This window comes from Pantoea sp. MT58 (assembly GCF_014495885.1).
GTDB lineage: Bacteria > Pseudomonadota > Gammaproteobacteria > Enterobacterales > Enterobacteriaceae > Pantoea > Pantoea eucalypti.
Window position 1 is genome coordinate 441,544 of the sequence record NZ_CP061084.1, and the last position, 25,769, is coordinate 467,312.

The 25,769-nt window shown below is 48.2% G+C and carries 24 protein-coding genes and 2 pseudogenes; 16 read left to right on the forward strand and 10 right to left on the reverse strand.

Annotated elements, in window-relative coordinates; genetic code table 11:
• Positions 1-12: 12 nt before the first annotated feature.
• Positions 13-618, forward strand: coding sequence for a glutathione transferase GstA (gstA, locus tag IAI47_RS20965; protein ID WP_008924786.1), 606 nt, complete (start codon positions 13-15; stop codon positions 616-618).
• A 105-nt stretch (positions 619-723) separates the two neighbouring features.
• Entirely contained in the window at positions 724-1,434 is a 711-nt protein-coding gene (locus IAI47_RS20970) for an alpha/beta fold hydrolase (protein WP_008924787.1), read from the forward strand.
• A gap of 21 nt (positions 1,435-1,455) precedes the next feature.
• On the opposite strand, the gene IAI47_RS20975 is transcribed toward IAI47_RS20970, so the two are convergent.
• Entirely contained in the window at positions 1,456-1,767 is a 312-nt protein-coding gene (locus tag IAI47_RS20975; RefSeq protein ID WP_003851688.1) for a cupin, read from the reverse strand.
• 213 nt (positions 1,768-1,980) lie between these two features.
• On the opposite strand from IAI47_RS20975, the gene IAI47_RS20980 reads away from it, so the two are divergent.
• Together IAI47_RS20980 and IAI47_RS20985 are read left to right on the forward strand one after the other, a co-directional pair.
• Entirely contained in the window at positions 1,981-2,655 is a 675-nt protein-coding gene (locus tag IAI47_RS20980) for a hypothetical protein (protein WP_008924788.1), read from the forward strand.
• A 167-nt stretch (positions 2,656-2,822) separates the two neighbouring features.
• Positions 2,823-3,443: a protein phosphatase CheZ gene (locus tag IAI47_RS20985; protein WP_008924789.1), complete on the forward strand. Its 621-nt coding sequence runs from the start codon at positions 2,823-2,825 to the stop codon at positions 3,441-3,443.
• A 160-nt stretch (positions 3,444-3,603) separates the two neighbouring features.
• Here IAI47_RS20985 and IAI47_RS20990 read toward each other — a convergent pair whose 3' ends face one another.
• The gene (locus IAI47_RS20990) at positions 3,604-4,041 is read right to left on the reverse strand and encodes a VOC family protein (RefSeq protein WP_008924790.1); all 438 of its coding nucleotides are present in this window, start codon (positions 4,039-4,041) and stop codon (positions 3,604-3,606) included.
• 382 nt (positions 4,042-4,423) lie between these two features.
• On the opposite strand from IAI47_RS20990, the gene IAI47_RS20995 reads away from it, so the two are divergent.
• Entirely contained in the window at positions 4,424-4,624 is a 201-nt protein-coding gene (locus tag IAI47_RS20995) for a hypothetical protein (protein ID WP_008924791.1), read from the forward strand.
• Entirely contained in the window at positions 4,608-5,021 is a 414-nt protein-coding gene (locus tag IAI47_RS21000; protein ID WP_008924792.1) for a hypothetical protein, read from the forward strand. Before IAI47_RS20995 ends, IAI47_RS21000 begins: the two co-directional genes overlap by 17 nt.
• A gap of 228 nt (positions 5,022-5,249) precedes the next feature.
• Here the strand turns inward: IAI47_RS21000 and IAI47_RS21005 are convergent, their stop codons facing one another.
• Complete coding sequence (locus IAI47_RS21005; RefSeq protein WP_003851698.1) at positions 5,250-5,855, reverse strand: hypothetical protein; 606 nt, start codon at positions 5,853-5,855, stop codon at positions 5,250-5,252.
• A gap of 241 nt (positions 5,856-6,096) precedes the next feature.
• The gene (locus IAI47_RS21010; protein ID WP_008924793.1) at positions 6,097-7,089 is read right to left on the reverse strand and encodes a threonine/serine dehydratase; all 993 of its coding nucleotides are present in this window, start codon (positions 7,087-7,089) and stop codon (positions 6,097-6,099) included.
• Positions 7,090-7,141: 52 nt separating this feature from the next.
• On the opposite strand from IAI47_RS21010, the gene IAI47_RS21015 reads away from it, so the two are divergent.
• Positions 7,142-7,480: a helix-turn-helix transcriptional regulator gene (locus IAI47_RS21015; protein WP_003851702.1), complete on the forward strand. Its 339-nt coding sequence runs from the start codon at positions 7,142-7,144 to the stop codon at positions 7,478-7,480.
• Between the two features lie 313 nt (positions 7,481-7,793).
• Here the strand turns inward: IAI47_RS21015 and IAI47_RS21020 are convergent, their stop codons facing one another.
• Both IAI47_RS21020 and IAI47_RS21025 read right to left on the reverse strand, forming a co-directional pair.
• Positions 7,794-8,261, reverse strand: a complete 468-nt coding sequence (locus IAI47_RS21020) for a DUF1203 domain-containing protein (protein WP_008924794.1) — start codon at positions 8,259-8,261, stop codon at positions 7,794-7,796.
• A gap of 295 nt (positions 8,262-8,556) precedes the next feature.
• Positions 8,557-9,153 carry a glutathione S-transferase family protein gene (locus IAI47_RS21025; protein WP_008924795.1) on the reverse strand — a complete coding sequence of 199 codons (597 nt, stop codon included), beginning with the start codon at positions 9,151-9,153 and terminating at the stop codon, positions 8,557-8,559.
• A 491-nt stretch (positions 9,154-9,644) separates the two neighbouring features.
• On the opposite strand from IAI47_RS21025, the gene IAI47_RS21030 reads away from it, so the two are divergent.
• Both IAI47_RS21030 and IAI47_RS21035 read left to right on the forward strand, forming a co-directional pair.
• Positions 9,645-10,346: a glutathione S-transferase family protein gene (locus tag IAI47_RS21030; RefSeq protein WP_003851707.1), complete on the forward strand. Its 702-nt coding sequence runs from the start codon at positions 9,645-9,647 to the stop codon at positions 10,344-10,346.
• A 248-nt stretch (positions 10,347-10,594) separates the two neighbouring features.
• Positions 10,595-11,158: a TetR/AcrR family transcriptional regulator gene (locus tag IAI47_RS21035; protein ID WP_008924796.1), complete on the forward strand. Its 564-nt coding sequence runs from the start codon at positions 10,595-10,597 to the stop codon at positions 11,156-11,158.
• A gap of 464 nt (positions 11,159-11,622) precedes the next feature.
• On the opposite strand, the gene IAI47_RS21040 is transcribed toward IAI47_RS21035, so the two are convergent.
• Positions 11,623-12,501 (reverse strand): LysR family transcriptional regulator, encoded by an 879-nt coding sequence (locus IAI47_RS21040; RefSeq protein ID WP_187961301.1) that lies wholly within the window; start codon positions 12,499-12,501, stop codon positions 11,623-11,625.
• A 100-nt stretch (positions 12,502-12,601) separates the two neighbouring features.
• Here IAI47_RS21040 and IAI47_RS21045 point away from each other — a divergent pair, with 100 nt between their 5' ends.
• Entirely contained in the window at positions 12,602-13,576 is a 975-nt protein-coding gene (locus IAI47_RS21045) for a nitrilase family protein (protein ID WP_008924798.1), read from the forward strand.
• Positions 13,577-13,810: 234 nt separating this feature from the next.
• Here the strand turns inward: IAI47_RS21045 and IAI47_RS21050 are convergent, their stop codons facing one another.
• A complete protein-coding gene (locus tag IAI47_RS21050; RefSeq protein WP_008924799.1) occupies positions 13,811-14,881 on the reverse strand; it encodes a serine hydrolase in 1,071 nt (356 codons plus the stop codon).
• Positions 14,882-15,396: 515 nt separating this feature from the next.
• Here IAI47_RS21050 and IAI47_RS21055 point away from each other — a divergent pair.
• Positions 15,397-16,746: an MFS transporter gene (locus tag IAI47_RS21055; protein ID WP_008924800.1), complete on the forward strand. Its 1,350-nt coding sequence runs from the start codon at positions 15,397-15,399 to the stop codon at positions 16,744-16,746.
• 1 nt (position 16,747) lies between these two features.
• A complete protein-coding gene (locus IAI47_RS21060; protein ID WP_187961290.1) occupies positions 16,748-17,443 on the forward strand; it encodes a cyclase family protein in 696 nt (231 codons plus the stop codon).
• A 330-nt stretch (positions 17,444-17,773) separates the two neighbouring features.
• Here the strand turns inward: IAI47_RS21060 and hemH are convergent, their stop codons facing one another.
• Positions 17,774-18,745: a ferrochelatase gene (gene hemH, locus IAI47_RS21065; RefSeq protein WP_008924801.1), complete on the reverse strand. Its 972-nt coding sequence runs from the start codon at positions 18,743-18,745 to the stop codon at positions 17,774-17,776.
• A gap of 681 nt (positions 18,746-19,426) precedes the next feature.
• Between hemH and IAI47_RS21070 the strand changes: the two are divergent.
• The 3 genes and pseudogenes from IAI47_RS21070 to IAI47_RS21080 form a co-directional block, all read left to right on the forward strand.
• Positions 19,427-19,957 (forward strand): annotated as a pseudogene (locus IAI47_RS21070) (DUF2778 domain-containing protein).
• Between the two features lie 1,055 nt (positions 19,958-21,012).
• Positions 21,013-22,257 (forward strand): aromatic amino acid transporter, encoded by a 1,245-nt coding sequence (locus IAI47_RS21075; protein ID WP_008924803.1) that lies wholly within the window; start codon positions 21,013-21,015, stop codon positions 22,255-22,257.
• Positions 22,258-22,633: 376 nt separating this feature from the next.
• Positions 22,634-22,894: pseudogene (locus tag IAI47_RS21080) on the forward strand (transposase); the annotation flags it as partial.
• A 178-nt stretch (positions 22,895-23,072) separates the two neighbouring features.
• Here IAI47_RS21080 and IAI47_RS21085 read toward each other — a convergent pair.
• Complete coding sequence (locus tag IAI47_RS21085) at positions 23,073-24,470, reverse strand: amidohydrolase family protein (protein ID WP_008924806.1); 1,398 nt, start codon at positions 24,468-24,470, stop codon at positions 23,073-23,075.
• A gap of 130 nt (positions 24,471-24,600) precedes the next feature.
• Between IAI47_RS21085 and IAI47_RS21090 the strand changes: the two genes are divergently transcribed.
• On the forward strand, positions 24,601-25,518 hold the full coding sequence (locus IAI47_RS21090) for a LysR family transcriptional regulator (protein WP_008924807.1): 918 nt from the start codon (positions 24,601-24,603) through the stop codon (positions 25,516-25,518).
• Positions 25,519-25,769 lie beyond the last annotated feature (251 nt).

Here is a 25,769-nt window from a genome sequence, read left to right on the forward strand (position 1 = left end):
ATCGGAGAAAAGATGAAACTTTACTACGCCGCGGATACCTGTTCGCTTTCGCCCCACATCGTGTTGCGTGAACTGGCAATAGCGTTTGAGCTGGTTAAAGTGGATAACAGGAGCAAGCTCACCGCTGACGGGCATGACTTTCGCTCAATCAATCCCAAAGGCTATGTCGCTGCGCTGGAACTGGATGACGGGCAGATACTGACGGAAGGGCCAGCGATTGTGCAGTATCTCGCTGACCTGAAACCAGAAAGCAAGCTGGCACCGCCAGCAGGAAGCTGGGAGAGGGTTCGTCTGCAGGAGTGGCTTAACTTTATTACCAGTGAAATTCATGCGGGGTCTGCGCTGCTGTTTAACACGTCCCTGCCCGAAAATGTTCTGACGATTTTTCGCGAGAAGCTGTTCCGGCGGTTCGACTATCTGCAGACTTCGCTGGCCGATAAAGCCTTTCTGATGGGAGCGTCGTTCTGCGTTGCTGATGCCTATCTGTACACCGTGCTGGGCTGGTGCAAATTCTTCAACATTGAACTGGCGCGCTGGCCAGCGCTGGTGGCTTATCGGACGAGGATCAGCGCGCGCCCTGCTGTGCAGGCGGCATTACTGGCAGAGGCGTCGCAGTAAGCGCAGCAAAGCTGCAAGGCCGGGTTCTGGAGTGGGCAAAAACTATCGTTTCACAAGCGATGGGTTAGTATCACGGGACTCATGTTTCAGCAGGGAGTCGGCTTTATGATTTACAGCGAGAAGGTGGAAACCGCTGTCATCCGGCATGCCGGTAAGGATTTCGAGGTCACGCTATTAAGGGCGAAAGAGGCCAGGCAATGCATCCTTTTCGCAGCCGGTGCTGGAGGAAGTCCATTGCGTCATCTGGCGCTCTTGCAGACCTTTAACCGGAATGGTATTGCGGTGGTCGCACCGCATTTTTATCGGGTGACCTCACCCACACCCACAAAGATTGACCTGCTGGATCGTAGCCAGAGGCTTGCCCTCGCTCTGGATAATTTTGGTCATGATTATGAATCGATTGCCGGTGTCGGGCACTCCCTCGGCGCCGTGATTCTGTTGATGCAAGTCGGCGCGGAGGCGTGGACCCGAGCCGGAGAGAAGGTGACGTTTGCAGGCAGTCAGGTTTTAAATCAACTGTTCCTGTTAGCGCCTGCGGCGGACTTTTTTAAAGCCCCCTCGGCACTCGCATCCCTCAATGTGCCGGTGAAGATCTGGACAGGCGAAAAGGACACTCTGACACCGCCGTCGCAAGCGCTGTTTATGCAATCAGAATCAGAAACGGTAATTGATGTTTGCGTGGTTAAGGATGCGGGCCATTTTACTTTTATGAACACGCTGCCGCCGCACATAATAGATACCCATCCTTCACGCGAATCATTTCTGCTCAGTCTGGGAGAGGAGATATCCCGTTTCGTCACGGATTATCAGGCCTGACCCGATAAAGAAACACTCTGATTAAACCGAGCCCTCTTTTTCAATAACCAGCACGCGTGCGATGCCCTGTGGGCGCGCGATATGCTCGGTTCCTTCACTGGCGTAAAAGATATCACCGGCGTTGAGAACACGGCTTTTAACTTCGCCCTGTTCCTTATATTGCATTTCAACGCATCCATCCATGACAGCAAAAACTTCCTGTCCATCGTTGATGTGCCACTTGTAAGGCTGATCGGTCCAGTGAAGTTTCACGCTGACATTATCAAAGCTGGCAATATGCAGTGAGTCCCATGCTCTTGAGCCAGTAAATTCTTTACTGCTAAAAAAATTCATCTTTTCTCCCTCAACAGACGTGCTTTAGCGTCATCAATATCAGAGAGACTGGATGGATTCTATGCGTCCGCTTTATGTTGTCCTGATCTGTCCCCTGATTGTCTGTTTAAGGGCAGGTGAACACTAAATAATTAATTAAATAGCGTAAAATACCGGGCAGAAATAGCAGGGTAAAAGCCTGTATTCATTCTTATTCCAAAAGGTCTGTCATCGATGAGTCTGCAAAACCTCTATCGTTCAACAAACGAAAACACCACCGCCATCTGGGCGAAAAATACAGGAGTTGGGGATATTAAACAGGGAAACTATTACGATCCTGTCAGGCTGGCTCTTGCCTCGGGTATACAGCCCCCTGTCTCTCTGGATGCCTCGCGTCTTATTGGTGAATTGCAGCAGCTCACAAAAGATGACCCACTTGCTGATGTTCTTCCCCCGGAGGGTTTTCATTTTACCTTCCTGCCCCTGACTCTGCCGTTTATGAACGAAAGCGAGCCACTGCCAGGAAAAGTGGCAGAATTGACGAAGATCTGGACTGGATTCGATGCAAAGCGAATCGTTATACGAGACCTTCGGTTGGTTGCGTTGCCCAGCCAGTTGTTGCTTGCGGGAATCCCTGACAGTACTGCAATCGCCATGCGCCAGTCCTTCTGCGAAAGCGTTTTGAATTCTCAATGGAAGAATGAATTGCAAATGCGTCACAGTGGCAGCCCATTACCTGCCCCTTTCTGGCACAGCACCCTTCTGCGCTACGGCGCCGATTTTCTACCCACCTCTCTGCGTCAGTATATTTTTGAACGCCAGTCCGTTAATTTTGGCGATGTTACCGGGGATTTAAAATTGGCGAAGGTCAACTATAACTGGACGATATGTTATCCATTGACGATTTAATCAGGGCTATTTCTCGCTTCCACCAGCCTGATGACGTTCAGCCAATGCCGCCTCATTGACATCATGTCACTTTTTACCTGAGGAAAAATTCCAGGGAAATTTAAAAATCTGCCGAGAGCTGCCGATAACCTCAGGTATCGACACTCTGTACGCAGGAAACAACATCCATGTCACCATCCGACATTCATAGTAAGCATCAGGAAATTGGCGAAATTACGGCGCGTGCTGGCCACATCCTGCGGCAGCTTCGCGACAGTCTGCAACAGCTGGGGCTTGATAAAACCATTGCCGATGTGGCGGGAAGCATTCCGAACGCCCGTGAAAGGCTGGGTTATGTCGTCACAATGACCCGCGAAGCAGCAGAGGGCGTAATCAACAGCGTGGAAATCACGCAGCCGCTGCAAACTGAGCTGGGAGAAAAAGCGGAGAAACTCACACAACGCTGGGATGCCACTTCCAGGACGCTGTCAGACAAAGAACAGACCCAGGCATTAGCTACAGATACCGTTGCCTTGCTGAATGACGTCCCTCGTGTCACGGGTCTGACACAACAGCAACTGCACGCGATAATGATGTCGCAGGGGTTCCAGGATCTTACAGGACAAATTGTGCAGGCGATGATGGCCGTGCTGAACCAGGCGGAGCAGCAACTGATACAGGTCATCCGTGATAACGCAGGCTCACATAGCAGCGCCGAACGTAATGCGCCTTCTAAACCCGCTTCCGCATCAGAAACGCCTGCCAGTCAGGATGATGTGGATGACCTGCTGGCCAGTCTGGGCATGTAGGCCGACAGAAAGAGGCCAGGCGAACTCTCACGCCTGATAAGAAAAGGGTTTTCGCCAGGACAAATCGCCGGTCCTGATGTGAGCCCGTATTGTGCCAGAAGCGGACATTGCAAAGATCAATGTTTCAAATAAGCCGATAACGGGCTATGCCAGGTGGACTTCATTGACCGTGCTCCATCAACTCCAGCGTCTGTCCATCGGGGCTTTGTAAATAAATTACTCTGGTTCCCTGCATGGGACCTGATAAGACTGTCTGAGGTTTACCTGGTGTTTTCCAGCCATACTCCGATACTTTGCGCAAGAGCGTATCCAGATCCTCAACTATAAACGCAAGGTGAGCATAGCCGGGGATGTAGGGTGCTGAGGGTTCTGCTGGCTGTTTAATGTTATCGTATTGGAGTAATTCAATTTTGATGCCAGCCAGCTCAAGCAACGCCATTCGTACATCAGCCCCCCTTGCGCCTGTAACTTCATCAATGATGGGCCCAGACATTTTCCCTTCGCGTAATAACTCCCCTCCGAGAATATGAGTCCAGAAGAATAATGACTCATCAATGTTTTTAACTGAAAAACCGACGTGATCCACTCTTCTTATCATGAAGTTACCTGCTGAGTTTAAAAATTAAGCACCAAACTATCTGAAATCTCTGCTGTAGTACTTCACGATAAGTGCGAAGTTAGTTTACTCATTAAAACATATAGTTAAGGCTGACCTGACTGAAATATTTCTGATTATCCAGCGTGAGAGCTATGCATATTTATTAATCCCTGAGGAAAATTACGGGACTGCGTTGCAAGTTTTTATCAATCAGAGAGGTCCTGCGATCTTTCGTTTTTTGCTCATAGCGGACCTTGCAGTACGTAGGTCTGCTTTGTGCCATAAGCAGATGTTGTCGCCTTACTCGAATTAGATAGTTATGCTTAAAAATTTTTATGGCACATGCAAAAGGCTCGTAGAATAAAACTCACCAGGAAAAGGGATGACAATCATGCTGGCCTGCTCCAAAAAAACTGACTGGCGGCGTTATGTCCTTATTGTCAGGATGCCCGTCGCAGGTCGTCATGAGGATGCTGTGCCTGAAGCCTGTTTTGCAGTCAAGCCTCGTGCCGAAAATTTTAGCGGGTACGGTGCATCAATAAAGCTGCTCAGACAAAGAGAGAGTTATGGCGAACATTATTGACGATAACTGGATTAGGATATCTGTGATATCAGCAACATTTAGTAGTCTCGTGGGTTCATTACTGGTTTTAATCTATCTTTCCCTGGGGAAAGACAGTGCACCGGTAATGGGCCTCATATTTATTTATTTTTTCATCGTTACGATGAGTATTATTGGGACCACGATGGGAACAATGATAATCGGCATGCCATTAGCGATGATTTCGAAGCGATTTTATCCTGATGCCGCCCTGAAGGGGAGCTTTTGTATTGTGTACTCTGTGCTCTTCATGTGGCTGTTTATACTGGCATGGCCTGTTATCAGGATATGTGAGGCGTCTTATTCGGATATTTTGCTTTTAAGCCCCTATGCTTTCTGTTCAGCTGCTGCACTTGCTTACCTGGTTTACTGGGAATGATGCGTATACATCAGATAGTGCAGACTGAAGGTAAACGGCGAACGCGCCGCCTGGCATGAACGCTGTTCAGCATATTTAATGTTGTTCCGGGCTCATGCATTCTATAGCAAAGCCCGCATTTAATTTTATATCTGCCTGCATAGCACTGTTTGTCTGGGGTAAGGAGCGTAAATGGCCAATGTCATCATTTTACCTGTTCACCTGAAGTAGAGGTAAGGCCTGGGTTGTTTACCATCCTATCGACTTGCACCGGCTGAATTCAGTCTGTGGAACAATGAGCGCCATATGATTTTCTGCCATGCACTGTTTAAAAACCTCCTTTTTGTAATCCCCTGCCTGTAAACCCAGCAGGGTGCTGGTCCGTTCGGCTGCGTTTTTTTCAATGTAATAGCCACAATTTTCTTTGAAATACTTAGCGTTATCGCTCCCAGAAATCGACCGTCTCAGCTGGGCTTCAACTGTATTAACGGACTTATCCTGTGGTACGGCTTTTGCTGATTTCAAGCCAGAATAGAGTGGATTGACCAGTAATTTCTGTGCAAATCGTTGATTTTCGGCGGTTAACTGGCCGGTTTTACACAACTGCAGATAGACCTGCGAAAGGCGTTGCTCCTCAGCGTCGGCAGCATGAGTGCATTCTTCCTGGACTTGTTCATCAGACTTAGCCGGATGTTTTTCAGTGGATCTCCAGTAACTATTTTTAAAGTCCGGAACCGTGCCTTCAAAGCTGCCAAAAGGGCATAATGCACTGGCACAACCCAGTAAAAACATGGGTACGCACGTCAGCATCAGAATACGTAACAGGTGAAAGGTTTTAAGACTGCTTTTATTCATATTATTCTCATTTTATTTAGCTTCGGAGAGAAGGTACGGACAATGTAATTATTTTGACAGACTGCGTTCAGATGAGGCCCGGTCTTCTGCACAGAGTAACATAATCGGGGCAGACCTCGCTTTGTAGGGCAAGTTCGCATATCGATCTAAGTAAAGAAGGGGGCGTGATATTTTATCAATTCTCACTCTCACACCGGCTGCGTGCTATTCTGTTTCCTGCCTGCACCTTTGCTGCGTGTCGTCAGAGTGTGGCCTCATTCATTAATTTCAGATAACGGTAACCCGATATATTTCTGCCGCTAACCACGCAGACGACCTTACGTCCACTCAGTTCTTTTGCATAACGAAGGACTGCCGCAATTGCAGGTGCTCCCGAAGGTTCAATAACATGGCTGTGCTGATTCAGCATTAACAGCATCGCTGCTTTGATCCCGGCTTCTGAAACAATAAGAACACGATCAACGCGGTCGCGTACAAGGGGCCAGGTTATTGCTTCAGGCTCAATATAGCCACTGATGCCTTCGGCGATTGACGGGGATAATTCAACCGGGATCGTTCGGCCAGCCTCTTTCCAGTGTGCAAAAGTCGGGCTGGCTTCACTTTGAATTGCCCACACTTCGGCTGCAGGGTTGATAGCTTTGACGGCCGTCGCAATACCTGACGCCAGCCCACCGCCGCCAATATTTACGAGAATGACGTCAGCGTCTGCCCAGTCTTCCATTATTTCCAGACCGACGGTGCCGGCTCCGGCTATCATCTGCTCATTATCGTAGGCGGAGACAAACGTCGCGCCGGACTCCTGCGCAGCCACAATCGCGGCCTGTCTCGCCTCTTCAATATTTTCAAAGAACGTAACCTGAGCACCATAGCTTTTCATTGCTGAGACCTTAATCGGGTCTGCTGAATAGGGCAGAAATATGGACACCGGTACACCTGCTGCGTGACCCGCGCAGGCAAGCCCCAGTCCATGATTTCCCGCCGTCGGGGCAATGACGCCGGCAATGCGCTGGTCTGCATTAAGACTGGCAATGACGTTTGCAGCCCCCCTCAGTTTAAAGCTACCCGTATGCTGAAGACTCTCCATCTTGAGCCTGACCTCTGCTCCTGCAAGAGAAGACAGCGCCTGCGAAAGCTGCAGCGGGGTTCTGCAAACCGTTGTTTTGATGCGCGCGGAAGCAGCATAAATCGCCTTCAGCGTGACACTGTCCATTGGTCTTTGGGTGTGGTTTGTCATAATATGACCTCAGAGTTTATATAGGAAAATAACTATATAGGAGGTTGGCTATATGAACAATCCTGAAACATCAATGGCAGACCTTTTCCGCGCTCTCGGCAATGAGCACCGGCTCGTGGTGGTGGAGTGGCTTTCCGATCCCAGGTCATATTTTCCGGAACAGCAGGATGGCGATCTGGTCGAGGATGGGGTGTGTGTCGGGTTTATCACCGAAAAGATTGGTCTCAGTCAGCCTACCGTGACAGGCCATCTTCAGATCCTGGCCAAGGCCGGAATAGTGACCTCGAAACGTATCAAGAACTGGGTGTTCTATAAACTCGACCGTCAGCGGATGGATGAAGCAACCGTAATGCTGTCAGGATATGGGAAACTTAAGACGGGTCCAAATTAACAGCCACAATCGGGCAGAATGTCCATAACGAAGCGAGCAAAACCGGTAAGTAGGTATACTTCGTTTATAGTACTCCTGCCTTTCAGAGGGACATATCGAATCATCGTTATCTGCCGTCATCTTATGTGCAGTTTAAACTTCAGAAACTACACTGGCTGATAACCATCCTGCAGGTCAGGGTGCGCTTTTCGCTCTTAGCTGACGTTCATCTGATTCCGTCCACCTCGTGTCAGAAGCGGACTTCTGGGCAGGTTTTACAACGTCAGTAATCTTCATTTTACTTTTCCCTCAAGAGTCCGGATTGCAGGCTTATCTATAAACGCTCGGCAAGACAGGCGTAACATCCTTGTTTTGCGTTATGAATATGGATATAGCTCACTGACGGGTCGTCGAAAAAAAGCTTCAGCAGCATTTCCGTATCCGCACCTTCACAGATATCTGCCTGTAACATCAGATGGTTTTCACCGAAGGCCCTTAATGAAAGGAGCCTGGCAACTATCGATTCTGGTATTTTATTGATGTATATACCTTGATCATTACATCCCTCCCACAGGTAAATTGCATGGGAGCCGTGGTAAGGAGTGTAGGCTGGCTGATAAGTATGATTGAGCAAAATCGCTGTTTCACCGACAGGAATATCTCGCAGTGAAATTCTGTCAGGATAACCGGGATGGCTGTCTACCTTTATTCTTAAAGCGCCGTGACGTTTTAAGTAGTCTTCGTCCTGCTTAAAAAGATGAATAAAGGGTTCAGCATTAAGCCCTGAAATTTTAAAACCCATATCTGCCTCCCGTTGTTGTCAGAAAGACATTACCTCTTTATTTTCATTTGCTGCTCGCTGTTTTCGGACAGGGAAATAGCTGATGTAAGGCGGGCCACGGGTTGGTCTCAGGTTACTGAGACCTGTGCTTTTCATGAAGCCTCTACACGACATTAAGTTAACCGCGAATCATTTCAAGGCACAGGAAGTCCGCTCTGTGCCAGAAGCGGACGTTTAGTACTGAGGCCATCAAAAAGGAGCACCATGCTGATTAAGGGACAACAGAAGCAACTTAAAGAGTTACTCCCGTTTATAATCACTGATTATTTTTTTTCTGTGCCCTCAGGAAAGCAGGCCTGCTCATCGCCCTGGTGATATAATCGTCAATCTCCTTATGCATTTCTATTCCGCATAACTTTGCCCACTGCAAGGTATGAGAAATGAATATATCAGCAAGTGTAAATCCACTGCCTGCAATCCACGATTGGGTCGGACTCAGGTTAATCCGCGAAACAACACTAATAGCTTCATGTGTGAAGTAACTCATCAAATCTGGCGAGCGCTGGCCTTCTGGAATGAAGACCATCTGTTTCAGCAGATTCCAGATCGGCGCTTCAAGATCGGTAAGCGCAAAGCTTAACCATGAATTAACCGAGGCTTTTTCTTGCGGCTCTGTGGGATAAAGACAGGTATCTGGATGTTGTTCACACAGGTAAATACAGATTGCCAGCGTTTCACTGACAGACACCTTTCCGTCGGTCAAAAAGGGAACTTTCCCACAAGGATGTGGTGATATCACTGATGGATTTGGACTTAACAGATCAACTCGTATTGGCTCATATTCTGCTCCCATTTCTTCCAGGGCCCAGAGTACTCTCAGCGATCTACTTTTAGGGTAGGTATATATCTTCAAGTTTTCATTCCATTGTTATCTATTGAATTGTTTTATAAAACAATATGATAAGGCATGTCAAAAAAAATCGGTTGCTCTGCATAAAGTATGATTAATCGTTTTGAATTTCTGGCTAACTCCACGCAACCTAAATATCTCACCGTTCGTAATGTTATCAATAGAAAATGATAGCTGTCATTTAAGGGGGAAAACGTCCGCTTTTCGCTCTTAGCGGACCCTGAACTGCCGACAGCAATCGCGAAATTGCATTGCACCCTTACACCTGTATGTATCAGACCTTACCAGTCTTGGTATTCGCCCTACCCTCTGGACTCATCCTATTCCCTGCCTTCAGCGATGCACGCGGTGAGATATCGTATCAACCGGAAAGACACACAAAACGATTTACCTAACAAATGTTAGATAGGTATTGACGTACGTCAGGTTGCCCGCTAAGGTTTGTTTACCTAACGTTAGTTAGTTATCCCAGCCACTCACTTAAAGGATTGACCATGACTGCTAAACTTCACCTTTTCACCTCGCCTTCAGCTTTTCCGAACCCTCAGCGTCTACGCCTGTTCCTGCACGAAAAGGGCATCGCTGACCAATTTAATGAGACCATCTATGACATGTCTTCTGTAGGAGAACAGCGTGGCTGGCGTCACCTGAATATGAACCCGTGGGGCGAAACGCCCACCCTTCAACTGACAGATGGTAGTTACATTTCCGAAACGGCTGCCATCGTCCGTTATCTGGACCAGGTTTATCCTGGTCGCAGGATCATGGGGGAGACAGCACTGGAACAGGGTCTGGATAACATGTGGGATAACCGGGTGTGGGTGCATATTCTGTATCGCATCGTTACTGCGTTTCACGTGTTGCACACCGGTCTCGGCTTTAAGCTGGAACTGACCAAAAATGAGGCGTGGGGGGAACACTGCCGTAAGGAAGCTTTGGCTCACGCCGCACTGGTCAATCGCCACCTTTCAGACGGCCGCGAATGGCTGCTTGGCGGCAATGAACCGACCTTTTCGGACATAACGCTGGCAACCGCGATCGCCTTCTCGAAATTCCCGGTCAATGCCACTCCACTGGACGAGCGTTTTGAGTTCTTAGATGCGTACTGGCAGCGCTGGACAAAACGTCCCGCTTTCCAGGCGGCCTACTCTGATCGCAACAGCGGCATTCCTGAGCTGGATTCGCCAGCCCAGTAAGCGCTTCTCAATCAACACTCCGGTACGCCGGGATCGCCATTCCCTGACTTTCCCGGTCACCGCCTTGTGCCTGATAGCGTCATTTGTCGATGCCGCTTGCCCGATTATGATGGAACGACATCTGCATGAACCCTCTGGAAGGAGTGAACTCATTGCGCTAACTGATAATCTACCTGTCAACCGTTAGGGGTTTGCTATAAAATAAGCTTACCAGTTTAAAAGATCCTACCAGGTCGGGAGGCACCAGGATGAGCACGAACTCAAAGGAAGCCATTTTGTTGGCGGCCAGGAAAATTGCCCAATCTCAGGGCTACAATGGTTTGAATTTCCGCGACCTCGCGCAAGAGGTTGGTATCAAAGCGGCGAGTATTTACTACCATTTCCCAAGCAAAGCCGAGCTGGGTGTTGCCGTTGCCAGACGATATTGGGAGGATGGCGCGCTTGCACTTGAGATGATCGAATCAGAAAGTCCCTCTCCGCTTGACGCTCTGCATCGCTTTCCTGAAATCTTCCGAAGATCGCTTGAGGCCGACAATCGTCTCTGTCTGGGCAGTTTCATGGGCGCTGAAAAAGATAATTTACCTGTTGAATTGACCAAAGAAATCCAGACCTTTGCTGATGTCAATATTGCGTGGCTAAACAAGCTTCTGCTGGCTGCGGAGGTGTGCGAATCAAGTGAGAGTGAATCCAGAGCACGCGCAATTTTCGCAGCTATTGTTGGTGCCCAGCTTTTTGCCAGAAGTCGCTCAGATATCTCGCTTTTCGATGCACTGGTCGACTCATACCGCGCGTTCGGACCTCTGCCGGCTTAGCAACTGCCAGCAATGCGGTTCCATGAACGGGCAGCTTTGCCGCATGCGCCCTCAATGCGAAGCGGCGCCCGATCGTGCATGTGCTTTTACACTCAGGAATGCATCACTTTTGCCAACGGTTCGTAACGATGAGCCCACTATCTATGCCATCTATGCTGATACGCAATGTGGGCTCTTTAGAAGAACGCTTACGTATTATCTGACCCCGCGCCTGTTAAGCTAAACCGGAAAACGATCCACCTGGCACAGGGAGTCAATTTGCGTTCTTCGTTTCATAGCGACATCCAAACTTCTTTAAGAATAGCGTTTGTGACCCATTAAGTTCCAGTCTCACAGCAGACAGAGTGCTAGCGCGCATGTCCGCTTTGTGCCAAAAGCGGACATAATAAAATGCGTATCAGTCTTTCCCTGCAGCCCATTATTAGCATTGCCCAGCGTCAGGCCGAGAGAAAATGTCAGACCGCTCACTTATTTTCTGCCGCAATACTCTTTCTTATACTGGCAATAAAATTATCCCGCGTGACATCCTCCCTAACTCCGTTCCAGGCGACACCCATTTCCCAGCTTACTGACTTACCTGTTAGCGGAATAATAGTCCGTTCCGGTGGGGCGATATGAACAACGCTATAAGGGAGAATGGCAACACCCGCACCCGCGATCACCAACGCGACAATAGTTTGTATATCATCAGCCAGCTGGGTGGATGATATAAAAAGGCCGTTATCATGCAGGAAACGATCAATCTGCATATTTAAACCCTGGCCTCGTTCAGTATGAAGACGTAACAAAGGGAATTTTTTTAGCCAGTCAGCAGCAGACAATGATAACAACGGTGTTGCGGGTGCAATCAGAACCAGCCGATCGGTAAATAATGGCAGGTAATCAAGCGCTATCGGTGGCGGTACCCTGACAAAGCCTACCTGAAGCTCATCTTTTTGCAGAAGTTCGTATTGCAGGAAGGAGGGAAGATCCGTCAATGACATCTCAATTCCCGGATACTCTTTGCGAAATTCAGCAATACAGCGTGGTGCCAGATAGAAGCTTGAAAGGCCAAACCCTACGTCTATATGCCCCTCAATACCAGCTGATACCCGCCCTGCCTGCTGCATAAATAACTGGGTTTGCCTGAGCACTTTTTTAGCCTCTGGCAACAGACGTTTGCCCCCGGCGGTCAGTGTTGCGCCATGACGGCCCCGTGAAAAAAGTGACACCTTCACCATTGACTCAAGAAGATTGATCTGTTTGGTCAAAGCGGGTTGTGAAATACAAAGTTCCCGTGCAGCGTCGGCATAATTTCCTTTTTCAGCCAGTATCGAAAAGGCCTGAAGCAATCGGATATTCACTTTTTCATTCCAGAAGGTTATCGAAAATGGAAATATTTTGATTATACAGTTATTGGAAACCGTTATGTAATCCAGTTTCAACAACAACTGGAGAAACATCATGCACGAGCTTAAGTCCTTAAAAGTTGCAACCGTACAGTTTCAGCATCAGGCAAATGACAAAAAATATAATCTTCTGATAATGGAGAAATTTATTGAGCAGGCGGCTGTTCAGCAGGTGAAGATCCTCGCGTTTCCGGAAATGTGCATCACCGGCTACTGGCATGTACCAAAAATCACCACCGCGGAGGTTCATGCGCTTGCAGAACCGATTGCAACCAGTACCTCCCTGAAATTAATTCGCACTCTGGCGCTAAAACATCAAATGATTATTGGTGCCGGGCTAATTGAGCAAGCTGAAGATGGCCGCCTTTATAATGCATACGTTGCCTGTATGCCGGACGGTTCAATGCAGACGCACCGTAAACTTCATGCCTTTGAGCATCCGGCTATCAGCAGCGGTGACAGGTTTACCGTTTTTGATACTCCCTGGGGAGTAAAGGCAGGGATCCTGATTTGCTGGGACAATAATCTCGTGGAAAACGTGCGTGCTACGGCATTGCTGGGTGCAGATATTCTTCTCGCGCCACATCAGACAGGCGGTACCGATTCCCGCAGCCCTCATGCGATGAAACCCATTCCGCTAACACTCTGGGCGGAGCGGGAAACCCGAAAGGAAGAGATTACTGCTGCATTCAAAGGGGCAAGCGGTCGGGAATGGCTGATGCGCTGGCTTCCTGCCCGTGCGCACGACAACGGGTTATTTCTTATCTTTAGTAACGGTGTCGGCGCAGATGACGACGAGGTCCGCACAGGCAATGCCATGATCCTTGATCCTTATGGCAGAGTCATTAATGAAACCTGGGCTGCTGAAGATTTAATGGTTAGCGCTGAACTGGATTTAAGCCTGCTTGCCATGAGTACCGGGCGTCGCTGGATCCACGGGCGACGTCCTGATCTATACCAGATACTGACCCAACCACAGGGCTATGAACGTGATGCGATCAACGCACGATTTTCGGATGAGATACCTTAAAAGGAACCCACACAGAATCGCATCTGACTGCGGCGTTTTGTTCCTGGAGCAGGTCAAGTGGACATTTTTTGACCTGCTCCCGATTAATGAACAGGCGGCGACATTAACAAAATTTTTATCTGTTGCAGAACAACTGCGTACTTCCGCTTCTTGCTCATAGTGGACCTTTGCAAGAGTCACACTGTCCGTTTTGTGCCAGAAGCGGACGTTATGATGGTGTTCAGAAATAGTTAATTAATATCCAAAGTCACTTTGAGAATCATAGTCATTCAGGTCTATATTGAGTAGCAATTCTGATGCATGATAAGCGGCTTTCCCAGCGTTAAAATCATCTCTATTTGAAAGCACAACTACTGTTAACTTTGAATTAACATGTCTAACGAAAAATGAAGCGTAGCCTATCCAACTTCCTGAGTGCAACAGGCTTTTTTCTTTAAAATCATGCTGAACAAATAAACCAGACCCATAAGCCTGATAACTCGCAACCCTACAATTAACATCAGCTATCAGTTCATTGAAAGGATCAGAAATCATGTCTATTATCTTGCTATTTCCTGATTTAACAGTTGAGAAATTCCCACCCCATTTCATCAAATCTTCTGGTGTAGAGTAAACAGCCCCATCGCCAGTTTGTGTCCATAAACTTTCATTATGTTCATAACATCCTGTCAACTCAGAAGGGCTATATCCTTTAGCTGTTTCTATTTCGATAGGGTACGATTCGTTATAAAACGTATCATTCATATTGAGGGGTGTGAAAATCATATCACGCGCAAATTGTGATATTTTTCTGCCTGTAACTCTTTCAATTATAATCGAAAGGAGAAAATAGTTCGTATTGGAGTAAGCGAATTTATGCCCTGCGATAAAATCTGGCTTACTGCAATCGCAGACGTCTTTCAAACTTTCTGTTGGAGACAAGCTTCCAGATAGTGAAATACCTCTTTCTTCCGCTATGTCGATATAATCTTTTAATCCACTTGTATGGTGAATTAGATTGTCGATTTTTATAAGGCTGGCATAGTCAGGAAGTTCCGGTATGAATTTTTTTATAGTATCATTTAAAGAAATTCGACCTTCGCTTTCTAATAAGTGAATACAAAAAGCAGTGAATTGCTTTGAAAGTGAGGCGATGTTAAACACCGTTTTTTTACTAACATCAATACCTTTTTCTACATCAGCCTTACCGCGCCCCAGATAATACTCATTGCCGTCATCAAATCTGGCCATGAGAACGACACCCGGTTCATCATCACAAACTTCATTTAATAAAACACCCAGCTTCTCATTTAGCTGTAAATTCATATTATAAAATCCTTTTATTAACCGATAAGTAAAAATGCCAACTGTGAATCAATATTCAAAATAACTAATTATACATATTTACACCCGATTATTATCGTAACATATTACAATCACTTGATGTTATCAGTATAAAACAAATGTCCGCTTCTCGCTCTTAGCGGACCTGGCAGCATTTAGTCCGCTTTGTGCCAGAAGCGGACACTCGGATTTTACTGCTTTAAACTCAATTTAATACCTGAACAGCCTGCCTGGTTATAAATCACCCGACAAATCAGTCCAGTTATGTGATCTCTTTAATGCTTTTTTTATTTAATCATTGATTAACCGTGATCAAGGTCAAGTATCAACTGCAAGTCACTTGTATGGTAGTAGCCGCGATAGCTATGTTACCAAGGTGTTTAAATTTTGATCTATTGTTTCCTTAAACATAACAATAATAACTACAAATAGGGGCTGGGCTCGCCAGCGGCATCAGTAGGGCTGCTGACAATAAATATTTTTCTAAGGCACCAGATATGACAACTTCCACATCTGAACAGACGAAAAAGTCGCCAAAAGAGACCTGGACTGACGGTGAACACGCTCCGCGCACCGGGCTATATCGTTTTCTCCCTAAAGCGCATCCTCTCTCCTGGTGGATGCTGGTCATTACGACTCTTGCGATCCTGATGAACTCAATTGACAGGATTATTCTTCCTACTCTGCTTCCGGCAATAATGCAGTCATTTAACCTGACCGAAGTTCAGGCAGGTTGGCTCAACTCACTTAGCTTTGTTGGAACCTTAGCTGGCGCTGTGGTTTTCGGTTTGTTCTCAGACTGGTTAGGTGCCGGGCATAAGCGCTGTTACAGCTGGTGCGTAACGGTGCTTGTGGAAATTATCTCAGGTGTTGCGACTGCCTTTTGTAAGACGCTGGGAGCGTTCCAGGTTCTGCGTGTCACAATGGGCATGGGAACCGGGGGGTCGGAACCGATAAACGTTGCTCTGCTCGGAGAGTGGTGGCAGAAAGAGAACCGTGGATTTGCTATTGGAGTACATCATACCGGATTTCCGCTAGGACAATTTATTGGTCCTATCCTGATCGCAGCCATTCTGGCTTTTGCGACCTGGCGTGAAGCATTTCTGTTTATTCCACTGATTGGCTTAGTTATTTTGGTGGCACAGTTAATCGTTGGTACACGTAAAAATCATCAGAGAGTTAATGACTGGATTGTTGATAACAAGCTGACCCCGCCCGTTACGGAATCATTGCAGAACACCATTGAAAAGAGTTCGGTATGGGCTAATGCCGCTTCTTGCCTGAAAAACCGCAACTGCCAATTAAGTATTCTGCTGATTTTTGGTTTTACATGGGCAGAGATGGGGATAGCTAACTTTCTGACGCTGCAACTGACGCGTGAAGTTGGACTCGACCTCTCGACCGCAGCAATCATCTCTGGTGCATCCGGATTGACTGGCTGGATTGGGCAGATTTTGTGGGGCAGCTTCTCGGATTTGAAAGGGCGTAAACGCTCTCTGGGCATCATTATTACGGGCTGGATTCTGGCAGCGGCGCTTTGCATGTTCATCCATTCCGCAACACTTGGCTGGGCCATTCTTATCTTTTGGGGCCTGTTCCGCAACTCACCTTACCCTGTGGCTTATGCTTTACTTATCGACTCATCTCCTCGTGCTGCAGCGTCCAGCATGGGATTGATGATCGGCCTCGCAGTTGGCATCGCTGGTATTCTGGTCGCACCCATTAGTGGTTGGATTATTCACAACTACGGTTTCACCGTGCACTATTTGGTTATTGTCGCGGTATTACTTATCTCAGGTGTTCCACTTTGGTTCATTAAAGAAACAGTAACGTTGAAAAAGGCCTGATATGACCAGTGATCTGATCACTTTATTACGTCACCATAAACTCATTGAGTTAAACCATCTCTATGAAAAGTTCATGCCAGTCTGGCCAACCCATGGAAAATTCTTCTGCAGCCGTGCCGAAGACTACATTGCTGGTGATGGCAATTATAACTGTCAACTTAGCCTCGGCGATCATTGCGGTACTCATGTGGATGCGCCTGTTCATTTCATTGAAGGTGGAAAAACTATAGAGCAGATTGACGTGCGCCAGCTCACCGGACGGGGTCGCTGCCTGGATATGTCGCATCTGGCAGAGAACAGTGACATCACTGTAGAAATGATCCAGTCCTGGGAAGCTGATAAAGGAAAAATCATTGCAGAAGATATTGTGATATTTCGAACGGGTTATGATGAGAAGTGGAGCTGTCGTCCAAACCAGGCGCCATTTTTGCAAAACTGGCCAGGCTTATCAGGCGAAGGAGCAGATTATCTGATTGAAAAAGGCGTTACTGTTTTCGGTACAGATGCCATGTCGCTGGACAGATATAATAATGAAGCATACCCGGCTCACCTTGCCGTTCTCGGCTCTGATTGCCTGATCATTGAGAATCTGGCTAATCTTCAAGCCTTGCCTTCCGAATTTATTTTCATGGCATTTCCGCTCAGGATTAAGGGGGCATCGGCTTCGCCAATCCGGGCAGTGGCGCTAGTAGAGTAAATGGCGCGGGTGTTTGCCTGAACAGGACGCAATTTTAACGAAGCTCAGGATTAATTAACGGGGAGCAGGCGATGTTTAACCTGCTCCCCGCTGATTCATACAGAACGCTTTTAGCAATGTCCGCTCCTCGCTTATAGCTGACCTGCCCTCGAATAATCTTCGACTCATACCCACGTATAAGACAGTTGCTTGCAGCTGGCGTAGCGGGTTTTCCAGGCGGCCCCTATAAGGCCGTCCCGGCACGTATCAAATACATGTCCGGGAGGGCCCACTTCTGGTTTCACTATGAATGTTGACACCTGCAACATCCTGCTCACAAGAATGTGAAAATCATGCCTGAAACCGATTAAGGTTCACAAGTTGTCGCAGCATCTCGATATGAATCGGTTTATCATTAAGCGCCGGTATGTAAGTAAACGATTTACCACCCGCATGCATAAAAATCTCCCTGTTCTGCTCATCAAGCTCCTCAAGCGTTTCTAAACAGTCTGATGCGAACCCCGGGCTGATTACATGCAGGCTTTTTATTCCTTCATTCGGCAGATTTTTAATTGTCTCATCAGTATAAGGCGTTAACCATGGCTCTCTGCCGAATCTTGACTGGAACGTCATCAATATTTTCAATGACGGCATATTGATTGCTTCAATGAGTAACTTTGTCGTTAACTCACATCTTTCCTGGTATTGATCCCCCTCTTTGACAAACCTTACCGGTATACCATGATATGAAATCAACAATGCATCTGGAATGCCGTTAGCTTCGAAAGATGCCAGAACGGATGCTTTTAACGCTTCAATGTAGGCAGGAAGATCGGCATAGTCATTGATGAAATTTATGGAGGGTGTATAGCGGTTCTTCATTGTCTGCAGGTGACGGCTCACGCTATCCCAAACAGAAGAAACGGTCGAAGATGAAAACTGGGGATACAAAGGAATGACGATAATTTTATCGACGCCTTTTTCCAGTAGCCTGTCAATTGCACTACCTATACCCGGCTCGCCATAACTCATCCCCAGCTCGACGGGCAAACCTGTCACTTCTTCAAGCGCACGGGCTTGCCTGACGCTGTAAACCATGAGAGGGGAACCTTCCTCCATCCAAATCGAAGAGTATAATTTCGCCACTCGCTTCGCACGTAATGGGATAATCACGCCATGTAGAATGGGGCACCAAATGATTCTCGGTAAGTCGACCACTCTGTAGTCATGCAGAAATTTAGATAAAAATTTCTTAACCGCAGCAGGCGTTGGTTCATTTGGTGTTCCAAGGTTAACAATCAAAACACCCTGTTTATTCGTCATTAAGTGGGGCCCTCAAAGCCATTGTCACTAATTCACTCATGCCAGTCACTCCGTAGCTGCTTGTCTTCAGGCCTCAATTTGACCTCATTTTGTAGAAATATTTGCAATGCAGCTTTACGGTTTCACGGCTTATGATTCTATGCAACTGATTGCAGCCATCGCTTTGACTGAACGATCATGATTTTAGGGCATATCATCAGTAAAAACATTACTTTCTCTATCGTCAGATTTAACCGGTGCGGGGCTACGCGACGTCATTATCGAAGTCGGCGTGTGGGGGTTAGTTGGCTGGAGGAGGTGAGAAAAACCGCATCTGGATGCTCGCGCAGATGCATGCCTCAGACTTTATCTTTTTATGCGTAAAAGTGATGTAGGCGACTGACCTGCTCCCTGTTAATTCATACAGAACGCTTTTAGCAACGTCCGCGACTTGCTGAAAAGCGGACCTTGCCTAAGACGCACTTCTGCTTTGTGCCAGGAGCGGACATACGTATTTGTGCTGAAGGATCGCGCCGAATGCCTATGACGGGATGCGGCAAATAGTCTTATGATAAATAATGCTGTCTGGCTCGCAGAAGAACACTGGCTGTCAAGCGCCCGCCTGCCCGTTAACTTCTCTATGAATGAATGGTAGCATTGCCCGGTTCACTGGCATGCCTTATAACCTGCAGGGAGCGTTTAATGCAGTTAAAGAGAATGACCTACGACGATCTGACAAAGGGCGGCGGCGAAGCAAAGCTACACGTTTACGGCGTGGGTACCTTCCCGGTATTTTCCGGCCAAAAGCCTTATACCAATGATCCAAACTGTACTTACAAGCCTAACAGTGCCATTCCGGTCGGGCGCTACTGGATTGTTCCGCGTCCTGAAGGCAGTATCGCTAACCGGATCAGAGGATAGGCCGTCGACACCTGGAACAACTCAAATCATTCTGAATGGTTTGCGCTCTTTAATTCGGAAACGATGAGTGTTTCCATCTTCATCAATGGCGTTGCCCGCGGCGGTTTCCGCCTGCATCCTCTTCGGCCAGACGGCTCCGGAGAAAGTGAAGGGTGTATCACCTTCGTGCGGCGCACTGATTTCTATACGGTAAGACAGCCACTGCTCCGGAGAAAAACAATTCGCGTGCCGGGTTCGCGAAACAGCTTAATGGCATACGGCTACGTTGACGTTCAGGGAGAAAGTAATTTTGCAAACAGCAAAATTCGCTAGAAAAGCAGCGGGTTTTTCGTCTGCTTTATTGCGGCCTTTATGGTATCGCGTTACGGGATGCCACTCTATCCGCTGACGGCGTGGCTCGTTGAACATTCTCATCAAATTTTCGGCAGTTATCAGGATGACGTATACGAAGCCGGTACGGATCCGGTTACGTTCTTTTCCCTTGTGACCGTTATCGCTTTTTACGCTTTAGCCATGTATTGGTTAGTAAAAATGGCAATTAAAAAAGTAAAACGTGGATAGGCTGGTTGCATTAAAAACCTGGGGTTTATATTGCCCTGCACTTCTGTCTGAAAAATCAACACCAACAAGGGTTCGCGAGCGTATCGTTATATTTGATATAGCAGAACGTCCCTATCGATACTATTTCACGTCCGCTTATCGCTCAAAGCGAACCCTGACCTTCGGAGCAGCACACTTTCTCTAAACAAGTATTAAACCTGTTAAACTCCCCCTGCCCGCCTCTGAACCCCACAGATTTTGCATAATCTATGCCTGAAATCAGCGCTCAGTCCCGCCGTGAAACCTGTTGCTTAGGTGCTCTTTGTCGCTGATTTCTCCGGGAGCGGGTAGTTATAAGCAGCGGCGGAAGTATCGCATCGGTAGCTGCCGGTATGTGCGCATTTTCGCAGGGAAGTTATTCAGCCGGGGTATTGTTCCTATATCCCTCACCAAAGATACCCCTGGATTTGTTGCCCCGACAGTCAGCAACTTGTCGCTACCCGACGCAGCAGTGATGGGTGAACCCGCTGTTATCCCTCGTCTGCCTGCATGATCAGGGCTACCGGCTGAGTCTATCCGACTCTGTGGTGTGAAGTGCCACGAATCGGTAATGCCGGTCTACCTGATATTTCCAATAAACTTATTCGTAACACCGACATTGCCAGCAGCACAGGTGTGCCCAGCATAAAATGCCGGTTACTGGCCGGGGACATTTGTCAGTAGGATTATCGTCAGATGGGTTGCCGAAAGAAGATCGTCAGTTAATTAGCCATGCCCTGGCTATAGAGGCTATCCTTCAGCGCTAAATTTTCACTTCAGGAACCCCTATGTCAGATATTGCAATTTCAAGGCGTTCTCCTTCGGTATTTTGGGGAGCGACCATCATTTGCGGCACCGTGGTGGGTGCAGGCATGTTCGTCCTGCCGGTCGTGATGGCCGGGGCATGGTTTGGATGGGCGTTACTGATACTGACGTTTAGCTGGGTCTGTATGTTAATCAGTGGTCTGATGTTTCACCGTGTGAGCCAGCATTACCCTCTGGAAACCGGCTATGACAAAATCGTCCGTGATGTATTAGGCCGTAACTGGGCTGAAGTAAATGGCCTGAGCCTGGTTTTCGTGCTGGGCATTCTGACATACGCCTATATTTCAGCGGTCGGGCCTGTTTATGATCACTCACTGAGCAGACTGACCGGCAAAACGGTTTCATCATCCGAAGCCAAAGTTATGTTAAGCCTGACCGTGGCTGCCATCGTCTGGTTAGGCACCAGCAGCATTGGCAGGATAATGTCTGTTTTGCTCATCACTAAAATTGTTCTGTTACTTATCCTGTTTGGTGGATTACTTACCACCGTGAATGTCGACTACCTGCTGGACAGTCAGAATTCGGCAGCATCCTACTGGCCCTATATGTTAGGCATCGTGCCATTCTGCCTTGCTTCATTCGGTTATCATGGAAACATTTCTGGTCTGATTAGCTATTACAATGGCGATCATCGACGTGTGAAAATATGCCTGTACACAGGCACCGCCGTGGCGCTGGTTATCTATCTTTTCTGGATAATCTGCACGATGGGTAACCTTCCGCGCTCAGCCTTTCCGGAAATTGCCAGCCAGGGCGGCGACATTGCCGCGCTAATGCACGCGTTTAGTCTGCGCGGTTATACGGCCGGAATGTCGCTGTTGTTCTCGATATTTTCGCATTTTGCCGTTATCTGTTCGTTCGTTGGGGTGACAGCGGGCCTTGTGGATTACATCAGTGACCGCCTGACTCTTCCCAGGACCAGAACGGGCCGCCTCAAAGCCACAGCGATCACGTTCCTGCCGCCATTGAGTTTATCTCTGCTTTTTCCGGATGGGTTTGTTAGCGCGATTGGTTATGCCGGGCTAATCGCGACAATTTGGGCAGTGATTGTTCCGGGATTACTTCATCTGAAAATGCGATCCCTTCATTACTCAGGCTATCAGCGCAGCCAGTGGGACGGGCTTCAGTTGTGCATGATTATGGTATTCGCCGCCCTGAACATCCTTTCATGGGCGCTGAGGGAGTTTGATCTGTTGCCGGTATTTTAACGTCATCAGAAAGGTTTGATGACATAATAATTTCCTGCAAAACAGCCTGTAATTTAATGATTAAGCCGGTCAGGAAGTGCGTCAATTGCATACTTTCTGGCCGATTGGTTAACAACACACCGTACGGCCATGAACATCGCAGGCAAAATCCCGTGCTTAACTATCTACCCCGCCACCAGCTTTGTATTAGCTGATAAAGGTCAAATTAGCAGTTCTGATTTACATCCCTTATCCTTAAACCAGAAAAGCTTTTGTAATATAACCTCCTGCATAAACAGGCTGACCTGCCCTCCGCTGATTAACACAGGCGATGTAAGTGATGTCCTCATAAGCCACCTGCGTACACCCCTACCAGGAAGCTTTTTCCGACGAACAGATCATCAGTATCCTCCGCTCAGATGAGGCTGTTTTTTCTTCCGGTGAATTCTGCCGTAAAAAGCTATTTCCGACGTCATTTTTTCACCTGGCGCAAGAAGTTTGGCGGCTTGGAGGTTCCTGAAGTGAAGCAGCTCAAGTCGCTTGAAGAGGAGAATACACGCCTCAGGAAGCTGCTCGCTGAAGCCATACTTGCCAGGGAGGCACTTCAGATGACTCTGATCCGTAAGTTCTGACAATTAATCAAAAATATGAAGTCTTGTAAGTCAAGTGTGAGGTTTCAGGTCTTTAGCACTGTCGTACCTGCGGGCTGACAAGTTTGTCCCCAATATTCGGTTCAACGCCCAGCACTTCGCTGGCCTGGTGATAGTTCTGGTTGATCCGAAACTCCACAGGACACAATGCTGCAAGCCGGCGATTAATCATGCTGATCGTCTCTATCAGTCAGACTGAATAGGTGGCAGGAATTTTTCCGCAAAGATGTCTGGTTCATACCCTGATGCCGCAAAAAGGTGCTCACGTGATTCGTCAATCGCTGCGCGAAGGCGCTCGCTGTCCACACCCAGCACTTTGCCGTTCTGCTTGACGATGCGACCGCCGATCATCACGGTATCGATGTTGCTGCGTTCAGCAGCATGCACCACCGTGCCAAACGCATTCCCGTTTGGATAGAGGTTGAGGTCAGTCGCGTTAATCAGGATCAGGTCAGCCTGTTTGCCTGGCGTCAGGCTCCCGATTTTGTCCTGCAGTCCGGCACAAAACGCGCCATCAACGGTTGCCGATTTCAGCAACTTAGCAGCCGGAAGCGTTGTCAGCGAATGCTCTGAATTACAGCAGTGCTGCTTATGCATACCCATCACACGCTGCAGATAGAACGCCACGCGCATTTCTGTAAACATATCGGTGCTGTAAGACGTTTCATTGTCCACGCTAAGTCCAGGATTGATGCCATGACGCTGCGCGGCTTCAATGGCGAACATCCCGCTTTCGATCCCATAGTGCGAATCTGAGCGCGGGCAGACGTTGACCCGGACACCGGCGTCGCGCAGGATTTCCCATCCCTCATCAGGCAGGGCTGTGCAGTGGTTAAAGATATTGTCCGGGCCAAGAAGACCCTGCTGATGCAGTGATTCGAGCTCGGAGGCCATTTCAGCACCAAAGAACTCGGTGACAATCGGCAGCCCCAGTCTGCGGGCCTCAGCCCACAATTCCGGATCCAGCTGAGCCATGACGCCCAGCGTCACAAGACTCTCTGGATTATCCCTGAAATATTTTTCCTGCAGACGCTGCCAGTTGCAAGGCCAGTGCGCATTATCCCATTCACCCGCAACCGGTGCGCCGGAAGCATGGATAGCGCGAATACCGCTATCAAACAGGGCCTCGACTGCGGCATCGGCGTGTTCTGCGGTGCGGCTGTTATGCGAATTATCAATCATCGTGGTAATGCCCGCGTCAATCGCACCCAGCGCCGTCAGCAGGTTACCGACATAGATATCTGCAGGGCGGTAATATTTAGCGAACGAGAAGTGCGTGGCGTTGCTGTAGTCGTCCAGACAGGTGGCGTTAGGGTTAATGCGGCGCAGCTGACCTTCCCAGGCGTGACGATGGGAATCAACCATACCCGGCATGACAATCATATTTTTGGCATTAATGACGTGAGCGCCCGGAGCGTCAAGGTTCTGACCCACAGCGTTAATCGTTGAACCGTTGATGAGAATATCACCGCGCTCAATGTTACCGACGCTCTCGTCCATGCTCAGTATCGTGGCACCACGAATCAACATAGCCTGTGAAGTGACATTCTGATTGCTAACAATATTTCTGATATACCCGGTCATTAACTTCCCTCTTTCCTGATCAATGTGGAAACGATACGCCACGCCATTATCCTGAAAAAGGTGCTTAAACCGTTTTCATAATTCATAATTTGCGAATAATCAGACTCAATTTTTACCCATGGGAAGGATGATGGATCGGATTCAGGCTATGCAGATTTTCATACGGGTTGCTGAGGCCGGGAGCTTTGTACGCGCGGCAGAAACGCTGTCACTGCCTTCTTCCACTGTTACCAGTACTATTAAAAACCTGGAGAAATACCTGCAGGTGCGTCTGCTGAACCGCACGACAAGACGGGTCAGCCTTACGCCTGAAGGCCTGCAGTATCTGGCGCAATGCCGGGAGATTCTGGCCTTAATTGAACATACTGAAGCCAGTCTGGCTGATTCGAACAGGCGGCCCCGTGGGCGCCTGAGAGTTGATATGCCCGGTGGGATCGCGCATTTCATCGTCCTGCCCAACCTGAAAGACTTTTACCGACTTTATCCGGATATTTACCTGATGATTGGTGTGAGCGACCGGCAAGTCGATCTTGTGCAGGAAGGTGTGGATTGCGTCATACGAACCGGTGAATTAACTGACTCCACACTGGTTGCACGTCCGCTTGGCCGTTTTCGCTGGTTGACCTGCGCCTCGCCGGACTATCTCAGGGAATACGGTATTCCTGAGACGCCGGAGGCGTTATCGCAGCATAGGGCGATTCATTACTTTTCCGGTTCGGGAAGACGCACTAATGAGCTACGTTTTATACGAGGCGCTGAGGCCTTCTCTGTTCCGGTTGAGGGGGATACAGCCGTCAACGAAACGGGACTTTACATCAGACTGTGTCTTGAGGGTTTTGGTCTGGCGCAGCTTGCTGAGAATGTGATTTCAAAGAATCTGCAGCAAGGCAAACTGGTCGAGGTTCTTGCGGACTGGCAGCCACCCTCCGTGCCGGTGACGATGCTCTATCCGCATCAGCGTTTTCTCTCTCCCGCCGTGCGTGCTTTTGCTGACTGGGTCGCCGGGCTTTTCAACGAAGGCGCAGGTGAAAAGCAGTTTTCCCCATAGAAAACGGCTCAGGCAGCGCGTTTATTACAATGTTCAGAAAACATAGGGTAAATAACCGACGCAATATTTTTCGACTACAGACTAATGCAAAAAGATACAAACCAAATTTTTAAAAAATAACGTTAGCGTCAGCTCCTCGCCTAAAGCGGACGTTGGCCATGCATCAGTCCGCTTTGTGCCAGAAGCGGACATTAAAACCTTGATCCAATACAAAGGCCCTCCCTAACTAAGTTAGGGCCATCACTTTACGT